At 65.0% G+C, this 19,700-nt stretch carries 15 protein-coding genes, 1 other RNA gene and 1 pseudogene; 12 read left to right on the top strand and 5 right to left on the bottom strand.

Annotation, left to right across the window (positions count from 1 at the left end; genetic code table 11):
• Positions 1 to 33: 33 nt before the first annotated feature.
• An RNA gene (ffs, locus tag GGD66_RS25625) (signal recognition particle sRNA small type) lies at positions 34 to 130 on the bottom strand.
• A gap of 182 nt (positions 131 to 312) precedes the next feature.
• Here ffs and GGD66_RS25630 point away from each other — a divergent pair.
• The 9 genes from GGD66_RS25630 (at position 313) to GGD66_RS25670 (ending at position 7,863) form a co-directional block, all read left to right on the top strand.
• Entirely contained in the window at positions 313 to 1,158 is an 846-nt protein-coding gene (locus GGD66_RS25630) for a transporter substrate-binding domain-containing protein (RefSeq protein ID WP_028140845.1), read from the top strand.
• 246 nt (positions 1,159 to 1,404) lie between these two features.
• Entirely contained in the window at positions 1,405 to 2,067 is a 663-nt protein-coding gene (locus tag GGD66_RS25635; RefSeq protein ID WP_183259364.1) for an amino acid ABC transporter permease, read from the top strand.
• Positions 2,064 to 2,858, top strand: coding sequence for an amino acid ABC transporter ATP-binding protein (locus GGD66_RS25640; RefSeq protein ID WP_183259365.1), 795 nt, complete (start codon positions 2,064 to 2,066; stop codon positions 2,856 to 2,858). The genes GGD66_RS25635 and GGD66_RS25640 overlap by 4 nt, the downstream gene beginning before the upstream one ends.
• Positions 2,858 to 3,613, top strand: a complete 756-nt coding sequence (locus GGD66_RS25645) for an SDR family NAD(P)-dependent oxidoreductase (RefSeq protein WP_183259366.1) — start codon at positions 2,858 to 2,860, stop codon at positions 3,611 to 3,613. The genes GGD66_RS25640 and GGD66_RS25645 overlap by 1 nt, the downstream gene beginning before the upstream one ends.
• Positions 3,610 to 4,737, top strand: a complete 1,128-nt coding sequence (locus GGD66_RS25650; protein WP_183259367.1) for a muconate cycloisomerase family protein — start codon at positions 3,610 to 3,612, stop codon at positions 4,735 to 4,737. The genes GGD66_RS25645 and GGD66_RS25650 overlap by 4 nt, the downstream gene beginning before the upstream one ends.
• Positions 4,738 to 4,957: 220 nt before the next feature.
• The gene (locus GGD66_RS25655) at positions 4,958 to 5,377 is read left to right on the top strand and encodes an HIT domain-containing protein (RefSeq protein ID WP_026202423.1); all 420 of its coding nucleotides are present in this window, start codon (positions 4,958 to 4,960) and stop codon (positions 5,375 to 5,377) included.
• 10 nt (positions 5,378 to 5,387) lie between these two features.
• Positions 5,388 to 6,326: an NAD(+) diphosphatase gene (nudC, locus tag GGD66_RS25660; RefSeq protein ID WP_183259368.1), complete on the top strand. Its 939-nt coding sequence runs from the start codon at positions 5,388 to 5,390 to the stop codon at positions 6,324 to 6,326.
• A gap of 6 nt (positions 6,327 to 6,332) precedes the next feature.
• The gene (locus GGD66_RS25665; RefSeq protein ID WP_183259370.1) at positions 6,333 to 7,256 is read left to right on the top strand and encodes a sugar kinase; all 924 of its coding nucleotides are present in this window, start codon (positions 6,333 to 6,335) and stop codon (positions 7,254 to 7,256) included.
• A 97-nt stretch (positions 7,257 to 7,353) separates the two neighbouring features.
• The gene (locus tag GGD66_RS25670) at positions 7,354 to 7,863 is read left to right on the top strand and encodes an Lrp/AsnC family transcriptional regulator (protein WP_018320799.1); all 510 of its coding nucleotides are present in this window, start codon (positions 7,354 to 7,356) and stop codon (positions 7,861 to 7,863) included.
• A 161-nt stretch (positions 7,864 to 8,024) separates the two neighbouring features.
• Here GGD66_RS25670 and GGD66_RS25675 read toward each other — a convergent pair whose 3' ends face one another.
• The 4 genes from GGD66_RS25675 to GGD66_RS25690 form a co-directional block, all read right to left on the bottom strand.
• Positions 8,025 to 9,524, bottom strand: coding sequence for a phosphomannomutase/phosphoglucomutase (locus GGD66_RS25675; RefSeq protein ID WP_183259372.1), 1,500 nt, complete (start codon positions 9,522 to 9,524; stop codon positions 8,025 to 8,027).
• A gap of 190 nt (positions 9,525 to 9,714) precedes the next feature.
• Positions 9,715 to 10,227: a TIGR02281 family clan AA aspartic protease gene (locus GGD66_RS25680; RefSeq protein ID WP_183259373.1), complete on the bottom strand. Its 513-nt coding sequence runs from the start codon at positions 10,225 to 10,227 to the stop codon at positions 9,715 to 9,717.
• Between the two features lie 119 nt (positions 10,228 to 10,346).
• Positions 10,347 to 12,821, bottom strand: a complete 2,475-nt coding sequence (hrpB, locus tag GGD66_RS25685; RefSeq protein ID WP_183259374.1) for an ATP-dependent helicase HrpB — start codon at positions 12,819 to 12,821, stop codon at positions 10,347 to 10,349.
• A gap of 130 nt (positions 12,822 to 12,951) precedes the next feature.
• Positions 12,952 to 14,268, bottom strand: coding sequence for a UDP-glucose/GDP-mannose dehydrogenase family protein (locus GGD66_RS25690; RefSeq protein WP_183259376.1), 1,317 nt, complete (start codon positions 14,266 to 14,268; stop codon positions 12,952 to 12,954).
• A 194-nt stretch (positions 14,269 to 14,462) separates the two neighbouring features.
• Between GGD66_RS25690 and GGD66_RS25695 the strand changes: the two genes are divergently transcribed.
• From GGD66_RS25695 to GGD66_RS25705, 3 genes and pseudogenes are all read left to right on the top strand, one after another.
• Complete coding sequence (locus GGD66_RS25695) at positions 14,463 to 15,530, top strand: acyltransferase family protein (protein ID WP_183259377.1); 1,068 nt, start codon at positions 14,463 to 14,465, stop codon at positions 15,528 to 15,530.
• Positions 15,531 to 15,724: 194 nt separating this feature from the next.
• The gene (gene polA / locus GGD66_RS25700) at positions 15,725 to 18,802 is read left to right on the top strand and encodes a DNA polymerase I (RefSeq protein WP_183259378.1); all 3,078 of its coding nucleotides are present in this window, start codon (positions 15,725 to 15,727) and stop codon (positions 18,800 to 18,802) included.
• A 181-nt stretch (positions 18,803 to 18,983) separates the two neighbouring features.
• Positions 18,984 to 19,613: pseudogene (locus GGD66_RS25705) on the top strand (LysE family translocator); the annotation flags it as partial.
• Positions 19,614 to 19,700: the final 87 nt, after the last annotated feature.

Consider the following 19,700-nt stretch of genomic DNA (forward strand, 5'->3'; position numbering starts at 1 on the left):
GGTGCCGCCGGCGCTGGTTCGCTCGAAAAACAGGTAGGAGACTGACGAGCGACCCGATCCGGACCTCGTTAGGGCTGCTTCCTTCCGGACCTGACCCGGTTGGCGAGTGGCTCGTCCACCGCCAATCTCCCGGTCCCTATTTGGGGCCAAAAGGGGCGGAAAGCAAGCGGCGATCGCCCTTGATCGACGACGCCTGCCCAGCATCCGGGCAATTGCCGATCTGCCCAGCCGATAGGCTGTGCTTTCACTGAAAGTGCGACCTTGGTATGAACCTGCCGGAACCTGCCCCAACCAGAAAAGCGATTGATCCCAATGGTTACACGTCGTGATGTTGCATCGATTGTCGGACTTGGCGCGATGACCGCGGCCGCGCTGGCTTCGCCCGCCGTGGCCCAGACCGCCGATCCGAACGAATCGACCTTCGCCCGGATCCGCCGGACCAAGAAGATGCGGATCGGCGCGGTCGGCGGCGGCGCGCCCTATTACATGAAGGATCTCTCCAGCGGTCAGTGGAAGGGCTTTTACATCGACATCGCCAAGGGGCTCGCCGACGACATGGAGGCCGAGCTCGAGATCACCGAGACCACCTGGGGCAATTCGGTGCTCGATCTGCAGGCCAACAAGATCGACATCTTCTTCGGCCTCAACCCGACCCCGAAGCGCGCGCTGGTGGTCGACTTCTCGGTGCCGGTGTTCAACAACGCCTTCGCCATCCTCTGCAAGAAGGACTTCAAGCCGAAGAGCTGGGCCGAGCTGAACTCACCCGACATCAAGATCGCGGTCGACCAGGGCTCCTCGCACGATCAGGTCGTCAGCCGCCTGACACCGAAGGCGCAGATCACGCGGCTGAAGACCGCGGACGACGCCACCGCCGCGCTGCAGACCGGCCGCGTCGACGCGCAGTGTCTGATCACCATGCTGTCCTTGACCGTGCTGAAGAAGAACCCCTCGCTCGGCCAGCTCGTGTTGCCGACGCCGATCTTCGCGACGACGTCGAATGCCGGCTTCCGCCGCGAGACCGACAAGACCTGGCGCGACTACGTCAACACCTGGATCGACTTCAACAAGGGCCTCGGCTTCATCCGCAACGCGATCATCACAAACATGGAGCTGGTGGGCGTGACCGAAGCGGACATTCCGCCGGGCGTTTCGCTGTAACAACCGGTAAGGTTAGGCTGGCGATCTCCGCGCACTCCACTCTGCCCCCTCTCCCGCTTGCGGGGGAGGGTTGGGGTGGGGGTCTCTCCACAAAGAGACTCCCCCAGAGGAGAGAGCCCCCACCCGCCGCGCTCTGGCGCGCAAGTGCGCTGCCGAGCGCGTCGACCTCCCCCGCAAGCGGGAGAGGTGCACCGGGAAACGACGCGACACCGTTCCAAGCTTTTCGTCGGCTGAGTAAGAACACGCATGTATCAGTGGGACTTCGGCATCCTCTGGAGCTATCGCTGGCTCTTTCTCAACGGGCTCGGCGTCACCGTCGGCTTTACCGTGGTCATCGTCGTGTGCGGGCTGCTGTTCGGCCTGTTTGGGGCGTTCGGCACCCTGTCGCGCTTTAGGGCGTTGCGTCTTCTCGCGCTCACCTTCATCGAGGCGTTTCGCTGCACGCCGATCCTGGTGCAGCTGATCTGGTTCTATTATGCGCTGCCGATCCTCGCCGGCGTCGAGATGACGCCGATCACGGCCTCGGCGCTCGCGCTCTCGCTCTATGGCGGCTCGTTCTATTCGGAAATCATCCGCGGCGGCATCATCTCGATCGACCGCGGGCAGTCCGAAGCCGGCGCCGCGCTGGGCATGACGCCGATCCAGACCATGCGGCGCATCGTGCTGCCGCAGGCGATCAAGCGCATGATCCCGGCGCTGATGAACCAGTCGATCATCCAGTTCAAGAACACCTCGCTGGTCTCGGTGCTGGCGGTGCCTGACCTCGTCTATCAGAGCCAGGTCGCCGCCCATGACAGCTACCGGCCGCTGGAGACCTACACCGCGGTCGCGGTCGCCTATGCGGCGATCCTGATCCCACTCACCATCCTCGTCCGCCGCGGCGAGAAGCGATTGGCGGTCAGCGAATGAGCGAGGCATCAAAAATCGAGATCCGCAGCCTGCGCAAGAGCTTCGGCAGCAACGAGGTTTTGAAGAACATCAATCTCGACGTCGCCAAGGGCGGCGTGGTCGCGCTGATCGGGCCATCAGGTTCGGGCAAATCGACGCTGCTCCGCTGCATCAATCTGCTGGTCGTGCCCGACGGCGGCAGCGTTCGTGTCGGCGACACGCGCTTTGAGTTCGGTGAAGGTGCGAAACTGCCCGACGTGAAGGCGCTGGCAAAATTCCGCGCCACCACCGGCATGGTGTTCCAGCACTTCAATCTGTTCCCGCACATGACGACGCTTGAGAACGTGATGGAGGGACCGGTCACGGTGCGGCGCATGGCCAAGGCCGACGCCGAAAAGCTTGCGCGGACGCAGCTCGCCAAGGTGGGGCTTGCGGAGAAGGCCGACCAATATCCGGCGACGCTGTCCGGCGGACAGAAGCAGCGCGTCGCGATTGCGCGCGCGCTCGCGATGGAGCCTGACGTGATGCTGTTCGACGAGGCGACCTCGGCGCTCGATCCCGAACTGGTCGGCGAGGTGCTGAGCGTGATCCAGCAACTGGCCTCCGAGGGCATGACCATGGTGATCGTGACGCATGAGATCGCCTTTGCCCGCGAGGTCGCCGACCGCCTCATCTTCATGCGCGATGGCGTCGTGGTCGAGGAAGGCCCGGCGCGGCAGGTGATCGACAACCCAAAGGAAGCCGCCACCCGCGCTTTCCTCAGCCATTTCCACCGCACCGGCGCGCTGCCGCCAGCCACAACGGCATCGTGATGTCCGATATCAACCGCGTCTATCTCGTCACCGGGGCCGCCAGCGGCATCGGCCGCGCCACCGCCAAACTGCTCGCCGCGCCGGGCGTAGGGCTTCTGCTCCAGACGCGATCGAACGCAGAAGGTCTTCAAGCCACCGCGGCGGACATTGAAGCGAAGGGCGCCGTGGCAGCAAGTTGCCTTGGCGATCTCGCCGAGGAGAGCGCGGCCACCGACGCCATCGCCGCTGCGAAAGCCGCCTTCGGCCGGCTCGACGGATTGATCCTGGTCGGCGGCCATGCCCGCCGCGGCAGCGCGATCGGCACGCCGGCCGATCAATTCCGGCAGGCGATGGATGAGTCAGCGCTGGCCTTCACGCGAATGGTCGAAGCGGCGCTCCCACTGTTGCGCGCAGGGCAAGATGCACGGATCGTCGCCGTGTCCTCCTTCGTTGCGCACGCGATCCGGCCCGAATTCGCGCCGTTCGCGGCAACGGCCGCAAGCCGTTCCGCGCTGGAAGCGCTGCTGCGACTGACCGCGATCGAGCTCGCCAGCGACGGCATCACCGTCAACGCGGTGTCGCCCGGCCTCATCGTCAAGGACAAGCCGAGCGAGAGCCGGCTGTCGCCCGAGCAGATCGCCGCGACCGAAGCGCTGATCCCGATGCGCCGCCGTGGGCGACCGGAAGAAGTCGCCGAGATCATCGCCTTCCTGGCATCCCCAAAAGCAGCCTACGTCACCGGCCAGGTCTGGCACGTCAATGGAGGCCTGACATGAGCGAAGCAACCGTCGAACGTCTCAGGCTGTTCCTGATCGAAAGCCCGATCAAGATGGCGCGCCTGCAGGGCGTCGGCAACGTCAAGGGCACGGTGAAGCGCGTGCTGATCGAGCTCACTGCGAGCGACGGCGTGGTCGGCTGGGGCGAGGCTGCGCCGTGGGAGGTCTTTACGGGAACACCGGAAGCCGCGTTCGCCGCGCTCGACATCTACTTAAGGCCCATCGTGCTCGGCAAGCCGGTGCGCCGCATTCGCGCGCTGATGGCCGAGCTCGACCGCGCGTTGGTCGGTCACGCCGAAGCAAAAGTCGCCATCGAGATGGCGCTGCTCGACATCGTCGGCAAATCATCGGGGCTCTCGGTCGCCGACCTACTCGGTGGCCGCGTGCGCGACACGATTCCCCTCTCCTTCTCCATCGCCGATCCGGATTTCGCCGCCGATCTCGAGCGCATGCGAAAGATGGTTCCGGACGGCAACGTCATCTACAAGGTCAAGACCGGCGTGAAGCCGCATCGCGAGGATCTCGACCATCTCGAAGCGATCCGAAAGGAGTTCGGCGACAAGGTCGATCTGCGCGTCGACTACAACCAGGCTCTCGCGCCGTTCGGCGCCATCAAGATTTTGCGCGACGTCGAAGAGTTCGCGCCGACCTTCATCGAGCAGCCGGTGCCGCGCAAATATCTCGACGTGATGGCCCAGCTCACCGCGGCGCTGGAAACGCCCGTGCTTGCCGACGAAAGCTGCTTCGACCGCCGCGACATGATGGAAGTGGTGCGCCGCGAGGCGGCCGACGCCGTCTCGATCAAGCTGATGAAGGCCGGCGGCCTGTTCGAGGCGCAGGCGATCATGGCCATCGCCGACATCGCCGGCCTGCCCGGCTATGGCGGCACGCTGTGGGAAGGCGGCATTGGCCTAGCCGCCGGCACGCAGCTGATCGCGGCAACGCCGGGCATTTCGCTCGGCTGCGAATTCTACATGCCCCATCATGTGCTGACCGAGGACGTGCTGGAGGAGCGCGTCGCCAACCGCGCCGGCCATGTCGTGGTGCCCGACGGTCCCGGCCTCGGCATTCGCGTCAGCGAGGCCTCGATCCGCGCCAATGCGCGGGTGCTGGCGGAGGTGTGAGCCTGCGGTCGCAGCTACAAACTCCGCTGTCGTCCCGGCGAACGCCGGGACCCTTACCGCGTGATCTAACGATGAACACAGGTCGTTGTACTGCGGAACGACGCTTCAAACGACGACCGTGTATGCAGCAAGAGCGGGGCGCCATCCTTCCCCTTGCCAACTCCCTATCGTATGGTCGGGCCAAACACGCCCGACTCCATCGGGCCATCCGGAAACCTTCATGCCCGAACCCGCCTGGACGCTGCACTCCCGCCTGAAAGAGGACACCATCGACATCGGCGATCTGCCGCTGTCGAAGGTGCTGGTCATCAAGGACGCGCATTATCCCTGGCTGCTGCTGGTGCCGCGGCGCACTGATGCGGTCGAGATCATCGATCTCGACGAGGTGCAGCAGGCGCAGCTGATGACGGAGATCTCCCGCGTCTCGCGCGCGCTGAAGGAGATCACCAGATGCGACAAGCTCAATGTCGCCGCGCTCGGCAACCTCGTGCCGCAGCTTCACGTTCACATCATCGCGCGGCGCACCAGCGACGCGGCCTGGCCGCGGCCGGTCTGGGGCGTGATGCCGCCATTGGCGCATGACGCCGCAGAGGTTCAGAATTTCATCAGCGCGCTTCGCCGCAAGATCTGGTTGGGTTGAAAGAACGATAATGTCAGCATTCAACGCATTTCCGCTGGGACAGCCGGCCTTCGTCACCAACATCCTCGATCGCGCCGCGCATCTGCGCCGCGACGACCAAAAGCTGTTCGCGATGGAGCAGAAGCCGACCTCGCGCGCCTATGTCGTTTACCGTGACTCGCTCCTGGTCAAGCGCGAGGGCGACAAGATTCGCGCGCTGCTCTCGATCGACGAGGCGCTGAAGTGCGGCGCCAATCCCGGCACGATCTTCTTAGGCTTACGCGACGGCGCCGCGATGTTCGGCATGGGGCTGTCGCAGGCCGCCGCCGAGAAGCTGGTCGGACGCGAGGATTACACCGTGACCGAGCTGCGCGGCATGGCGATGCAGGGCGCGATCCCCCCCGAGGAGCTGTCGGCGATCGCGATGGCGAAGTCGATGGTCGGTTGGCACCAGCGCCACGGCTATTGCGCCAATTGCGGCTCTCGCAGCGCGATGAAGGAAGGCGGCTGGAAGCGCGAATGCCCGGCTTGCAAGGCCGAGCATTTTCCCCGGACTGACCCTGTCGTGATCATGCACGTCGCCTCCGGCGACAAGTGCCTGCTCGGCCGCCAGAAGCAGTTTCCGGCAGGGATGTATTCCTGCCTCGCCGGCTTCGTCGAGGCCGCCGAGACCATCGAGGACGCGGTGCGCCGCGAGATCCTGGAAGAATCCGGGATCCGCTGCACCGACGTGCAATATTACATGACGCAGCCCTGGCCCTATCCGTCGTCGCTGATGATCGGATGCAGCGCGCGGGCTGTGAGCGAGGACATCGTCGTCGATCACTCGGAGCTGGAGGATGCGCGCTGGTTCACGCGCGAGGAGGCCGCCCTGATGCTGACGCGGACGCATCCGGACGGGCTCGCCGGCCCGCATCCCTTCGCCATCGCCCATCATTTGCTCGGCCGCTGGGTGCACGACAAGAGCTGACCGCCGATGGCTGCAACCGGGATCGCGCCGCGCATCCTCTGCATCGGCATTCCCGTGCGCGACCTCACCTTTCGGGTCGAGGCCGTGCCGGCGCGCGGCAGCAAGGCCAACGCCAGCCATCTCGCCGAGATCTGCGGCGGCAACGCGCTCAATGCCGCCATCGCGATTGCGCGACTTGGTGGCCGTGTCTTTTTCGCAGGTCCCATTGGCGATGCGCGGGAGACGTCGAGCGGCTTCATCCTCGACCAAATGGCGCAGGAGGGCGTCGACACCACGCACATCGTGCGCATGCCTGATGTGACCACGCCGGTCTCGGCGATCATGATCGAGCCCTCGGGCGAACGGACGCTCACGATCTATCGCGATCCCGGCCTGTGGAGCGTGACGCTGCCTGATGCCGACGAATTGCTGGCCGATTGCCGCGCCGTCCTCGTCGAAAGCCGCTGTGCCTCATTCTGCATTGATCTCTGCGCCGAGGCGAGGCGACGCGGCATTCCCGTCATCGTCGGCGTCGATCGCGCGATGTCGTTGCAGGACGGCCTGCTGACCGCCGGCTCGCATCTGCTGTTCGCCAGCGAGCAGGTGCAGGAGACCGCCGGCATCGCCGACGACGCCGAAGCGTTGCAACGCCTGGCCAGGCTGACGCCTGCCTTCCTTGCCGCGACCCGCGGTCCGCTCGGTACCATCTGGCTGAACGAGAGAGGCGAGCTGGAAGAGACCGCGGCCTTCCCGGTCCAGGCGGTCGATACGCTCGGCGCCGGCGACGTCTTTCATGGCGCCTTCGCGCTCGGCCTCACTGAGAGCGGCGACGTGCGGCAGGCGCTGCGATTCGCCGCGGCAGCGGCAGCACTGAAATGCACCCGCCACGGCGGTGGCATGGCTGCACCCCAACGCATTGAAGTTGAAGAGTTTTTGCGAGGAAGGCCCTAGAGCAATTCCATGGATGAGCCGAGATTATGGGCTTGCTGGGGAAAGATTTTCTCTATATCAGGGAAATCGGCCCCTGAAATGGAACAAAGTTCTTCAAATGACCGACGTCGCCGTCCAGATCCCCGAGACCAGCCGCCGCCTCGATGCCATCGACCGCAAGATCCTGATGGTTCTGCAGGAGGATGCCTCCCTGTCCGTCGCCGAGATCGGCGACCGCGTCGGACTGTCCTCGACCCCCTGCTGGAAGCGCATCCAGCGCCTGGAGGCTGACGGCGTGATCCTGAAGCGGGTGGCCCTGGTCGACCAGAACAAGATCGGGCTCGGCATCTCCGTGTTTGTCTCGGTGGAAAGCTCCGATCATTCCGACGCCTGGCTGAAGAAATTCGCCGAAGCCGTCAGCGCCATGCCCGAGGTGATGGAGTTCTATCGCATGGCCGGCGACGTCGACTACATGCTGCGCGTCGTGGTCGCGGACATGCAGGCCTATGACGTGTTCTACAAGAAGCTGATCAGCGCCGTGCCGCTGAAGAACGTCACCTCGCGTTTCGCAATGGAGAAGATCAAGTCCGTGACGGCGCTGCCGATTCCGGCGGTGGTGGCGGCGTAGGTCGCGCCACACAGACGCTGTCATCGCCCGGCGAAGACCGGGCGATCCAGTATTCCAGAGACAGCGATTGGATACGGAGAAGCTGCGGCGTACTGGATTCCCCCCTTCGCGGGGAATGACAGCGGAGAGACAGGCACGGATCGTGCCTCACTCGAGTAACCTCAAATCTTCTGATTGTACTCGCCGACCTCGGGATGCGTGCGCAGCACGCTGTTCACCATCTCGAACATGTCGTGCATGCGCTGCTCGGATACCGGGCTCTCGACCACGACGACGAGCTCGGGCTTGTTGGAGGAGGCGCGCACCAGGCCCCAGCTGCCGTCCTCGACCGTGACGCGCACGCCATTGACGGTGACGAGATCGCGGATTGCCTGCCCGCCGATCTTGGCGCCCTTGGCCTGCAAGCCCTCAAAATGCTTCACCACCTGGTCGATGACGCCGTATTTGGTCTCGTCGGCGCAATGTGGCGACATGGTCGGCGACGACCATGTCTTCGGCAGCGCGTTCTTCAGGTCCGCCATCGACTTGCCGGGCGCGCGGTCGAGCATGTCGCAGATCGCGATCGCCGACACCAGGCCGTCGTCATAGCCGCGTCCATACGGCTTGTTGAAGAAGAAGTGGCCGGACTTCTCGAAGCCCGCCAGCGCGCCGGTCTCGTTGGTGCGGCGCTTCATGTAGGAATGGCCGGTCTTCCAATAGGCGACCTTCGCGCCCTGCTTCTGCAGCACCGGATCGGTGACGAACAGGCCGGTCGATTTCACGTCGACGATGAACTGCGCGTCCTTGTGAATCGCCGACATGTCGCGCGCCAGCATCACGCCGACCTTGTCGGCAAAGATCTCCTCGCCGGTATTGTCGACGACGCCGCAGCGGTCGCCGTCGCCGTCGAAGCCGAGGCCGACATCGGCCTTGTGATGCAGCACCGCATCGCGGATCGCGTGCAACATCTCCATGTCTTCGGGGTTTGGATTGTATTTCGGGAAGGTGTGGTCGAGCTCGGTGTCGAGCGGGATCACCTCGCAGCCGATCGCCTCCAGCACCTGCGGCGCGAAGGCGCCGGCGGTGCCGTTGCCGCAGGCCGCAACGACCTTGAGCTTGCGCTTCAGCTTCGGACGAGAGGTGAGATCGGCGATGTAGCGCGCCGGATAGTTCTCGTGGAATTGGTAGGAGCCGCCGGCCTTGTTCTTGAATTCGGCGCCCAGCACGATCTCCTTCAGCCGCGTCATCTCGTCAGGGCCAAAGGTCAGCGGACGGTTGGCGCCCATCTTCACACCGGTCCAGCCGTTGTCATTGTGCGAGGCCGTCACCATGGCGACAGCGGGCACGTCGAGATCGAACTGGGCGAAATAGGCCATCGGCGTCACGGCGAGGCCGATGTCGTGCACCTTGCAGCCCGCCGCCATCAGGCCGGAGATCAGCGCGTATTTGATCGAGGCCGAATAGCCACGGAAATCGTGGCCGGTGACGATCTCCTGCTTGATGCCGAGTTCGGCGATCAGCGCGCCCAGCCCCATGCCGAGCGCCTGCACACCCATCAGGTTGATTTCCTTCTGGAACAACCAGCGCGCGTCGTATTCGCGAAAGCCCGTGGGCTTCACCATCGGCTCGGATTCGAAGGCGTAGGTGTTGGGCAGCAATACGGATTTCGGCTTGGGGAACATTGAGACGGTCTCGTGAAAAAGGGCAGGAATTGATGCAGCCTTAGCGAATGCCAGGCCGCAGCGGAAGGCGGGAATGAAGGCTTATGGCCGATAATTGCGGCAGTTTGGTAACGAAGAAACGTTACCGCGAGGGCGGTCGAGGCAAATAGCTATCTTGAAATGGACCGCGCTTGATCGCGAAAGGCTCCGCCTATTGCTCCAGCACCATCTGGCCGTTGGAATATTCGAAGCGCTTCAGGCGAGAGAGGAAGGAGAGGCCGAGCAGGTTTTCCGACAGCGCCTCGTCGGGCAGCACCATGGCATCGACGTCGCGCACGACCAGACCGCCGACCTCGAGCATCGCAATGCGGGTGCGCGCGGCCTTGATGGTGCCGTTGGCGGTGGAGACGGTGGCGTTGTAATCGCCGCGCGAGGGACGCAGGCCGAAGCGGGCGGCCGAGGTCTCATTCAGCGCAACCACGGAGGCGCCGGTGTCGAGCATGAAGCCGATGCGCTGACCGTCGATCCGGCCCTCGGTCTGGAAATGACCGCGGCCATCGCGGGAAATTGCGAGGCTGCGGCCCCCGGCAGGCGCGGCTGCCGCGACGGCGACCGTGGTGCGCGGCACCGAGCTTGCGGAGGCGGAGCTCATCTTGTCCGCCATCTGCGCCATGAAGGTGCCGAGGCCGATCATGACGGCTGCGATGATCATAATGTTACGCATCACACCACTTCCGAGCCGGAAAGCCCGATTTCAACACGCGACACGCCAGGCCGCGAGCATTGCTGCGGCCAGAGCGATGCTATTTTGACGAAAAGGATGAGCGGACGGTTAACGCGCCCTCACGTCCCGCGCGGCTTGGCGCGTCGGGTCGGCGCTGCGCTGGCCGGATCGTCCGGCCAGGGATGACGGGGATAGCGGCCGCGCAGGTCGGAACGGACCGCGGCGTAGCTGCCGCGCCAGAAACCGGGAAGATCGCGCGTCACCTGCACCGGGCGCTGCGCCGGCGACAGCAATTCCAGCACCAGCGGCACCTTGCCGGCCGCGATCGAGGGATGGCTGTTGAGGCCGAACAATTCCTGCAGCCGCACCGCGATGGTCGGCCCCTGCTCGGCCTCGTAGTCGATCGCGAGCACGCTTCCTGTCGGCGCCTCGAAATGCGTCGGCGCCTCGCGCTCGAGCCGCGCGCGCATCTCCCATGGCAGCAGCGCCATCAGCGCGTCGGAGAGATCACCGGGCGAAATGTCCTTGAGTGCGATCTTGTCGTAGAGCGCCGGCACCAGCCAGTCGTCGCGGCGCGCGATCAATCCGTCGTCGGACAGATCGGGCCAGCTGTCGCCCTCGGCCTTGCGCAGGAACATCACCCGGTCGCGCCATTGCTTTGCGGCCTTCGACCAGGGCAACCGATCAAGGCCGGCGGCGATCAATCCTTCCGCGAAAATGCGCGCGGTGTCCTCGGAGGGCGACACGGCCCGTGTCGCCTCGGACAGCGTGATCGCGTGCAGCACGCGCTTGCGCCGCGCGCGCAGCGCCATCGCCCCGCGATCGAACGAGATCTCGTCGGCGCTCTCGATATGCTCGGCGAAATGCCGCTCGATCTCGCTCTCAGTGATCTGCGCAGCGAGCAGGATGCGCCCGCTCGCCGCCGTTCCCGTCATCTCGCCAATCGCGATATAGGGCGCGCGGGCGAGCGAGGAGGTCTGCTCGACGGCGGCGCCACGGCCGTTGGCCAGCACGAAACTGCCATTGCCGCGATTGCGCGCGACGCGGTCCGGGAACGCATAGGCGAGCATCAAACCGGTCGAGAGATCATCCTGCGGTCCCGCCTTCTCCGAAGCCGCCACTTGCGAGGCCCAGCGCCGTGCCAGATCGCGGGCGCTGCCGGCGCGCGGCGAGCGGTCGCGGCGGAATTGATCGCGCCGGTGCTCGAGATCGACGCTGTCGCCACCGAGCCCGCGCTCGGTGATGATGGCCGCGATCTCGGCGGCGGCTTCGCCCTCGCCTGCGCGATGCGAATCCACGATCATGCGCGCCAGCCGCGGCGGCAGCGCCAGTGCACGCAGGCTTTTTCCCTCTGCGGTGATGCGGCCATCGCCATCGAGTGCGTTGAGCTCGGAGAGCAGGCTTTTTGCCTCCTTCCAAGCGGGCGCCGGCGGCGGATCGAGGAACGACAGCGCGGCGGGATCGCTGACGCCCCATTGCGCGAGATCGAGCACCAGCGAGGAGAGATCCGCGCTGAGGATTTCCGGTTGCGTGTACGGCGCGAGTGAAGCCGTCTGCGGCTCGTCCCAGAGCCGGTAGCAGATACCTGGCTCGGTACGGCCGGCGCGACCGCGGCGCTGATCCACTGCCGCGCGCGCGGCGCGCACGGTCTCGAGCCGCGTCAACCCGATGTCCGGCTCGTAGCGCGGCACGCGGGCAAGCCCGGAATCGACCACGATGCGCACGCCTTCGATCGTCAGCGAGGTCTCCGCGATCGACGTCGCCAGCACCACCTTGCGCGTGCCCTTGGGCGCGGGCGCGATGGCGCGATCCTGCACGGCGGCATCGAGCGCGCCGAACAGCGGCACGATCTCGATGCTGGCGTCCTGCACGCGCTCGCTGAGGAAATTCTGGGTGCGACGGATTTCGGCGGCGCCGGGCAGGAACGCCAGCACGGAGCCGCTGTCGGCACGCAGCGCCGATGCAATCGCATCCGCCATCTGCCGCTCGATCGGCACATCCGCCTTGCGGCCGAGATAGCGCGTCTCGACGGGGAAGGCCCGACCCTCGCTCTCGACGACGGGCGCATCGCCAAGCAGCTTTGCAACGCGCGCGCCATCGAGCGTGGCCGACATCACGAGGATGCGCAAGTCCTCGCGCAGGCCGGTTTGGGCGTCACGGGCGAGCGCCAGGCCCATGTCGGCATCGAGCGAGCGCTCGTGGAATTCGTCGAACAGGACGGCGGCAACGCCTGACAGCTCGGGATCGTCGAGGATCTGGCGGGTGAAGATGCCCTCGGTCACCACCTCGATGCGCGTGGTGCGCGAGATCTTCGAGCCGAACCGGACGCGGTAGCCGACGGTCTCGCCGGCGCGTTCGCCCAGCGATTTGGCCATGCGGTCGGCGCTGGCCCGCGCCGCGATGCGCCGCGGCTCCAGCACGATGATCTTCTTGTCCTTCGCCCAGGGCGCATCGAGCAGCGCCAGCGGCACGCGCGTGGTCTTGCCGGCGCCGGGCGGCGCCACCAGCACGGCGGCATTGTTGGCCTCCAGCGTGCGCGACAAATCGTCGAGCACGGCATCGATCGGGAGGGGCGTGTCGAAACTGCGGGGCAAGATCTCGCATCCGTCATCACCCGCCTTGCGCGCCGGGCGGGTGATCCAGTCAACTCAGATCCCGATCATCACGAAGATCGGGATTACTGGATACCCCGCCTTCGCGGGGTATGACAATCGTGTGTGGCGATCAGCCCTGCACAGGCGGCCGGCCGATGCTGTCATAGGTAAAGCCGGCGGCTTCCATGTCCTCGGGGCGGTAGATGTTGCGCAGGTCGACGACCACGGGCTGCGCCATGACGCTCTTCAGCCGGTCGAGATCGAGCGCACGGAACTGCACCCATTCGGTGACGATGACGAGCGCGTCAGCGCCTTGCGCGCAGGAATAGGCGTCCTCGCAATAGGTGATGTCGGGCAACTCGCCCTTGGCCTGCTCCATGCCGACGGGATCGAACGCCTTGACCTTCGCGCCCATGTCGATCAGGCCCGTCACCAGCGGGATCGACGGCGCATCGCGCATGTCGTCGGTGTCGGGCTTGAAGGTGAGGCCGAGCACCGCAATGGTCTTGCCGCGCAGCGAGCCGCCGAGCGCCTGGCTCACCTTGCGCGCCATCGCGCGTTTGCGATTTTCGTTCACGGCCAGCACGGATTCGACGATGCGCAAGGAGACGTCGTAATCCTGAGCGATCTTGATCAGGGCCTTGGTGTCCTTCGGGAAGCACGAGCCGCCAAAACCGGGACCGGCATGTAGGAATTTGGTGCCGATGCGGTTGTCGAGGCCAATGCCGCGCGCGACCTCCTGGACGTTGGCGCCGGCCTTCTCGGAGAGATCGGCGATCTCGTTGATGAAGGTGATCTTGGTCGCGAGGAATGCGTTCGCGGCGTATTTGATCATTTCGGCGGTGCGACGCTCCGTGAACATCAGCGGCGCCTGGTTCAGCGACAGCGGACGGTAGATGTCGCCCATCACCTTGCGGCCCCGCTCGTCGGAGGTGCCGACCACGACGCGATCGGGAAACTTGAAGTCGCGGATCGCCGCGCCTTCGCGCAGGAACTCGGGGTTCGAAGCGACCACGACGTCGGCGTTGGGATTGGCCTCGCGGATGATGCGCTCGACCTCGTCGCCGGTGCCGACCGGCACGGTCGACTTCGTCACCACGACGGTGAAACCGGTGAGCGACCGCGCGATCTCTTTCGCTGCGGCGTAGACATAGGAGAGGTCGGCGTGGCCGTCACCGCGGCGCGACGGCGTGCCGACCGCGATGAACACGGCATCGGCATCGGCGACCGGCCTGGACAAATCGGTGGTGAAGTCGAGCCGCTTGGCCTTGACGTTGGTCGCAACCAGCTCGTCGAGCCCGGGCTCGTAGATCGGGATCTCGCCGCGATGGAGCGCCGCGATCTTCTTCTCGTCCTTGTCGACGCAGGTGACGTCGTGACCGAAATCAGCAAAGCAGGCTCCGGACACCAGTCCCACATAACCCGTGCCGATCATCGCGATGCGCATGAAAATCCCTGTTTTAGATTGGTTAACGAAACCCCGACACGGGGCGGTTTAGCATTTTCCCGAGGGGAGGGAACAGTCCGCAGGCAAAAAAGCGGCATGGGAATTGAACCGGTAAAGAAGTCGGAAACCGTGCAGGCCCCACACTGCCCCGCCCCCGAACAGGACGGGCGGAACGCGCCTCGAAAAGAGACACCATGGCACCATCTGGCACAATCGCAGGGAGCGGAGGCAGCCAAGCCCCTTCTGCCGCGCGTGTCGACTGGATCGACTACGCTAAAGGCATTTGCATCATCATGGTCGTGATGATGCATTCGGTGCTGGGGGTCGAGCTCGCCGCCGGCGAGACCGGTTTCATGCATGTCGCCGTGGCCTTCGCAAAGCCGTTCCGGATGCCGGATTTCTTCCTGATCTCGGGCCTGTTCCTGCCGCTGGTGATCGACCGGGACTGGCGAACCTATCTCGACCGCAAGGTGGTGCATTTCGCCTATTTCTATGTCGTCTGGGTGACGATCCAGTTCGGCTTCAAGGCGCCGGCTTTCGCGGCGGAGTCGAGCTGGCACCACGTTGGCCTCCTGTATCTTGAATCCTTCATCGAGCCGTTCGGCACGCTGTGGTTCATTTATCTGCTGCCGGTCTTCTTCGTCGTCACAAAACTGACACGCAAATTCCCGCCGCTCGCGATCTGGCTGGTCGCCGCCGCCCTGGAGACGGCCCGGATCTCGACCGGCTGGACCGCCATCGACGAGTTCTGCTCACGCTTCGTCTATTTCTATTCGGGCTATCTGTTCGCACCTTACGTGTTCGCGCTGTCGGATCGCGCGCGGAAACATCCCGCCCTTGCGCTCGCAGCGCTCGCGACCTGGGTGCTGGTCAATGCCGGCCTGGTCGGGTCGGGGGCCAGCGAATGGAAGATCGTCTCGCTCGTGCTCGGCTTTGCCGGTGCCTGCGCCATCATCACGATGGGCACGCTGCTCGCGCGCGCGCAATGGCTAAACTTTTTCCGCTTCTGCGGCGAGCATTCGATCGTGATCTATCTCGCCTTCTTCCTGCCGATGGCCGCGACGCGGACGCTGCTGCTGCGCACCGGCATCATTCCCGATATCGGCACGGTGTCGCTAATCGTCACCATTGTCGGCGTGGTCGGAGCGCTCGCGATCTGGCGGGGCGCCTTGCTGTTCAATGCCCGCTTCCTGTTCGAACGGCCGGACGCGTTCTGGATCGCGCCAAAGAAGGCTGGCGTGCGATTGCAGGCGGCGGAGTAGTCACGCTCTCGCTGTCGTCGCCCGGCTTGACCGGACGACCCAGTATTCCAGAAGCAGTCGTTGTCGACCGATAGGCCGCGGCGTACTGGACTCCCGCTTCCGCGGGGAATGACAGCGGGGGATAGTGGCACCAGCAAGCCAAAAATCCCCGTTCCAAGGCTGTCAAAACCCGCAAAAATTCATACATTGCGGCCATGCCCAAAACATCCCCGAAGACGACCGCCAAAGCTGACACCAAGGCTGCCGCGCCCAAGGCCGCCGACACCAAGCCCGCCGCGCCAGCTGCTGCCAAACCGGTTGCAGCGAAAGCGGCCGGCAAGGGCGACCACATCTTCCTGGTCGACGGTTCCGGCTACATCTTCCGCGCCTATCACGCGCTGCCGCCGCTGAACCGCAAGTCCGACGGCCTGCAGGTCAACGCCGTGCTCGGTTTCTGCAACATGCTGTGGAAACTGCTGCGCGACATGCCGGAAGACAACCGGCCGACGCACCTCGCGATCATCTTCGACAAGTCGGAGGTCACGTTCCGCAACAAGATCTACCCGGAGTACAAGGCCCACCGGGCGCCGGCGCCTGACGATCTCATCCCGCAATTTGCGCTGATCCGCGAGGCGGTCCGCGCCTTCGACCTGCCCTGCCTGGAACAAGTGGGCTTCGAGGCCGATGACCTGATCGCAACCTATGTGCGACAGGCCTGCGAGCGCGGCGCCAGCGCGACCATCGTGTCCTCCGACAAGGATTTGATGCAGCTCGTCACCGATTGCGTCACCATGTACGACACCATGAAGGATCGCCGCATCGGCATCCCCGAGGTGATCGAGAAATTCGGCGTGCCGCCGAACAAGGTCGTCGAGGTGCAGGCTTTGGCCGGCGATTCCACCGACAACGTGCCCGGCGTGCCCGGCATCGGCATCAAGACGGCGGCGCAGCTGATCACCGAATATGGCGACCTCGATCAACTGTTGTTCCGCGCCGGCGAGATCAAGCAGCCCAAGCGGCGCGAGGCGCTGCTCGAGAATGCCGAGAAAGCGCGGATCTCGCGGCAGCTCGTGCTACTCGACGACAAGGTCGACCTCGAGGTGCCGCTGGACGACCTCGTGGTCCATGAGCCCGACGCACGCAAGCTGGTCGCCTTCCTGAAAGCCATGGAATTCACGACGCTGACGCGGCGCGTCGCCGAATATTCGCAAATCGATCCCGCCAATGTCGATGCCGACCCTGGCTATGCCAGCGGCGCCAGCGTGTTCACGACGCTGCCGCCCTCGGATGTCGTGCCTGCGCCGGGCGGCGATACGTCGGCGCAAGCCCGGGCGAAAGAGCCCAACAAGTCAGCGGGCAAGGAGGACAAGGCTGCGAGCGCGAAGGGCGCCCCGATCTCGCTGGCCGCCGCGCGCGAAGAGGCGCTGCGCAAGCTTCCGGTCGATCGCGCCAAATATCAAACGATCAAGTCGCTCAAGGAGCTCAACGCCTTCATCGCGCGCATCCACGATACCGGTCATGTCGCGGTCGAAATCCGCGGAAACTCGATCGATCCGATGCAGGCCGATTTCTGCGGCATCGCGCTGGCGCTGGCGCCGAACGAGGCCTGCTATCTGCCGCTGGCGCACAAGCAGTCCGGCGGCGGCGCCGGCCTGTTCGACGCCGGCCTTGCGCCGGATCAGATCAAGCACACGGATGCGATCGAAGCGCTGCGGCCGGTGCTGGAATCGGCGGGCATTATCAAGATCGGCTTCGACCTCAAATTCACCGCCGTCATGCTGGCGCAGCACGGCATCACCTTGCGCAACACCGACGATGCGCAGCTGATCTCCTACGTGCTCGATGCCGGCCGCGGCTCGCATGCGATCGAATCGCTGTCCGAGCGCTGGTTCGGACACGCCATGCTGAAGGAGAGCGAGCTGCTCGGCAGCGGCAAGGGCAAGATCACCTTCGACCAGGTGCCGATCGACAAGGCCGCGGCGCTGTCGGCCGAAAGCGCCGACGTCGCCTTGCGCGTCTGGCGCGTGCTGAAGCCGCGCCTCGTCGCCGAGCACATGACCGCGGTCTACGAGACGCTGGAGCGGCCGCTGGTCGCGGTGCTTGCGCGCATGGAGCGGCGCGGCATCTCGATCGACCGCCAGGTGCTGTCGCGCCTGTCCGGCGACTTTGCCCAGACCGCAGCGCGCGTCGAGGCCGAGATCCAGGAGATCGCGGGCGAGCCGGTCAATGTCGGCAGCCCGAAGCAGATCGGCGACATCCTGTTCGGCAAGATGGGACTGTCAGGCGGCACCAAGACCAAGACCGGGGCCTGGTCGACCACCGCGCAGGTGCTCGACGAGCTCGCCGAGCAGGGCCACGACTTCCCGAAGAAGATCCTGGAGTGGCGCCAGGTCTCGAAGCTGAAATCGACCTACACCGACGCGCTGCCGACCTACGTCAATCCGCAGACCCATCGCGTGCACACGACTTACGCGCTGGCTGCGACGACGACGGGCCGGTTGTCGTCGAACGAGCCGAATTTGCAGAACATTCCGGTGCGCACCGAGGATGGCAGAAAAATCCGCCGCGCCTTCATTGCGACACCGGGGCACAAGCTGGTGTCCGCCGATTATTCGCAGATCGAGCTGCGGCTGTTGGCGGAGATCGCCGACATTCCCGTGCTGAAGCAGGCGTTCCGCGACGGTCTCGACATTCACGCCATGACGGCGTCGGAGATGTTCGGCGTGCCGATCAAGGGCATGCCGAGCGAGATCCGCCGCCGCGCCAAGGCGATCAATTTCGGTATCATCTACGGCATCTCGGCCTTTGGCCTCGCCAACCAGCTCGGCATCGCCCGCGAGGAAGCCTCGGCCTACATCAAGAAATATTTCGAGCGCTTCCCCGGCATCCGCGCCTATATGGACGAGACGCGCGATTTCTGCCGGCAGAATGGCTACGTCACGACGCTGTTCGGCCGCAAATGCCACTACCCCGACATCAAGGCCTCAAACGCCTCGGTGCGCGCCTTCAACGAGCGCGCCGCGATCAACGCGCGGCTGCAGGGCACCGCGGCCGACATCATCCGCCGCGCCATGACGCGGGTGGAGGATGCCCTCGCCGAGAAGAAGCTGTCGGCGCAAATGCTGCTGCAGGTGCATGACGAATTGATCTTCGAGGTCCCCGACGCCGAGGTCGAGGCGACGCTGCCGGTCGTGCAGCACGTGATGCAGGACGCGCCGTTCCCGGCGGTGCTGCTGTCGGTGCCGCTGCATGTCGATGCGCGCGCCGCGAATAATTGGGACGAGGCGCATTAGTTCTTCTTTTACTTCTCCCCGCTTGCGCTCGCTGACGCCACACGGTCGGTGTCGTCCCCGCGAAAGCGGGGACGACGTTGGAGTGACATGCGAGAATTTGAATTGTCCTCCGAGCAATTGCGCGATGGCCCCACCTCGCCTCGCATATTAGAACCGTCGCATCTCCCGCACCGGTTCACCCATGCCCCACACCTCTGCCCTGCTCGGCTTCGCCCTCGTCTGCCTTGGCCTCGTGCTCACGCCGGGGCCGAACATGATCTACCTGATCTCGCGCTCGATCACGCAAGGACCGGCGGCCGGCATCGTTTCGCTTGGCGGCGTCGCGCTCGGCTTCGTGTTCTACATGCTGTGCGCGGCGTTCGGCATCACGGCGCTGCTGCTCGCGATTCCCTTCGCCTATGACGCGCTGCGCTTCGCCGGCGCGGGTTATCTGTTGTGGCTTGCCTGGCAGGCGGTGAAGCCGGGCGGACGTTCGCCATTCCAGGTGAAGCAGCTCGCGATCGACAGCCCGCGCAAATTGTTCGCGATGGGTTTTGTCACCAACCTGCTCAACCCGAAGATCGCGATGCTGTATCTCGCGCTGCTGCCGCAGTTCATCGATCCCACCGCCGGCAGCGTGCTGACGCAGTCGGTCGTGCTCGGCGCAATCCAGATTGCGATCAGCGTCAGCGTCAACGCGATGATCGCGCTCGCGGCGGGATCGATCGCGCTATTCCTGGCGAACCGGCCAAGCTGGATGCTGGTGCAGCGCTGGCTGATGGGCACGGTGCTGGCCGGCCTCGCGGTGCGGATGGCGGTCGAAGCGAAGAAAAGGTGTGATGTTCTTCACCCTCCCCTGGAGGGGGAGGGTCGGCTCACGTGGAGCGGAGCGAAAACGTGAGACGGGGTGGGGTGACGG

Origin of the sequence: Bradyrhizobium sp. CIR48 (assembly GCF_014198315.1) — a bacterium.
In the GTDB taxonomy this organism is placed as follows: Bacteria; Pseudomonadota; Alphaproteobacteria; order Rhizobiales; family Xanthobacteraceae; genus Bradyrhizobium.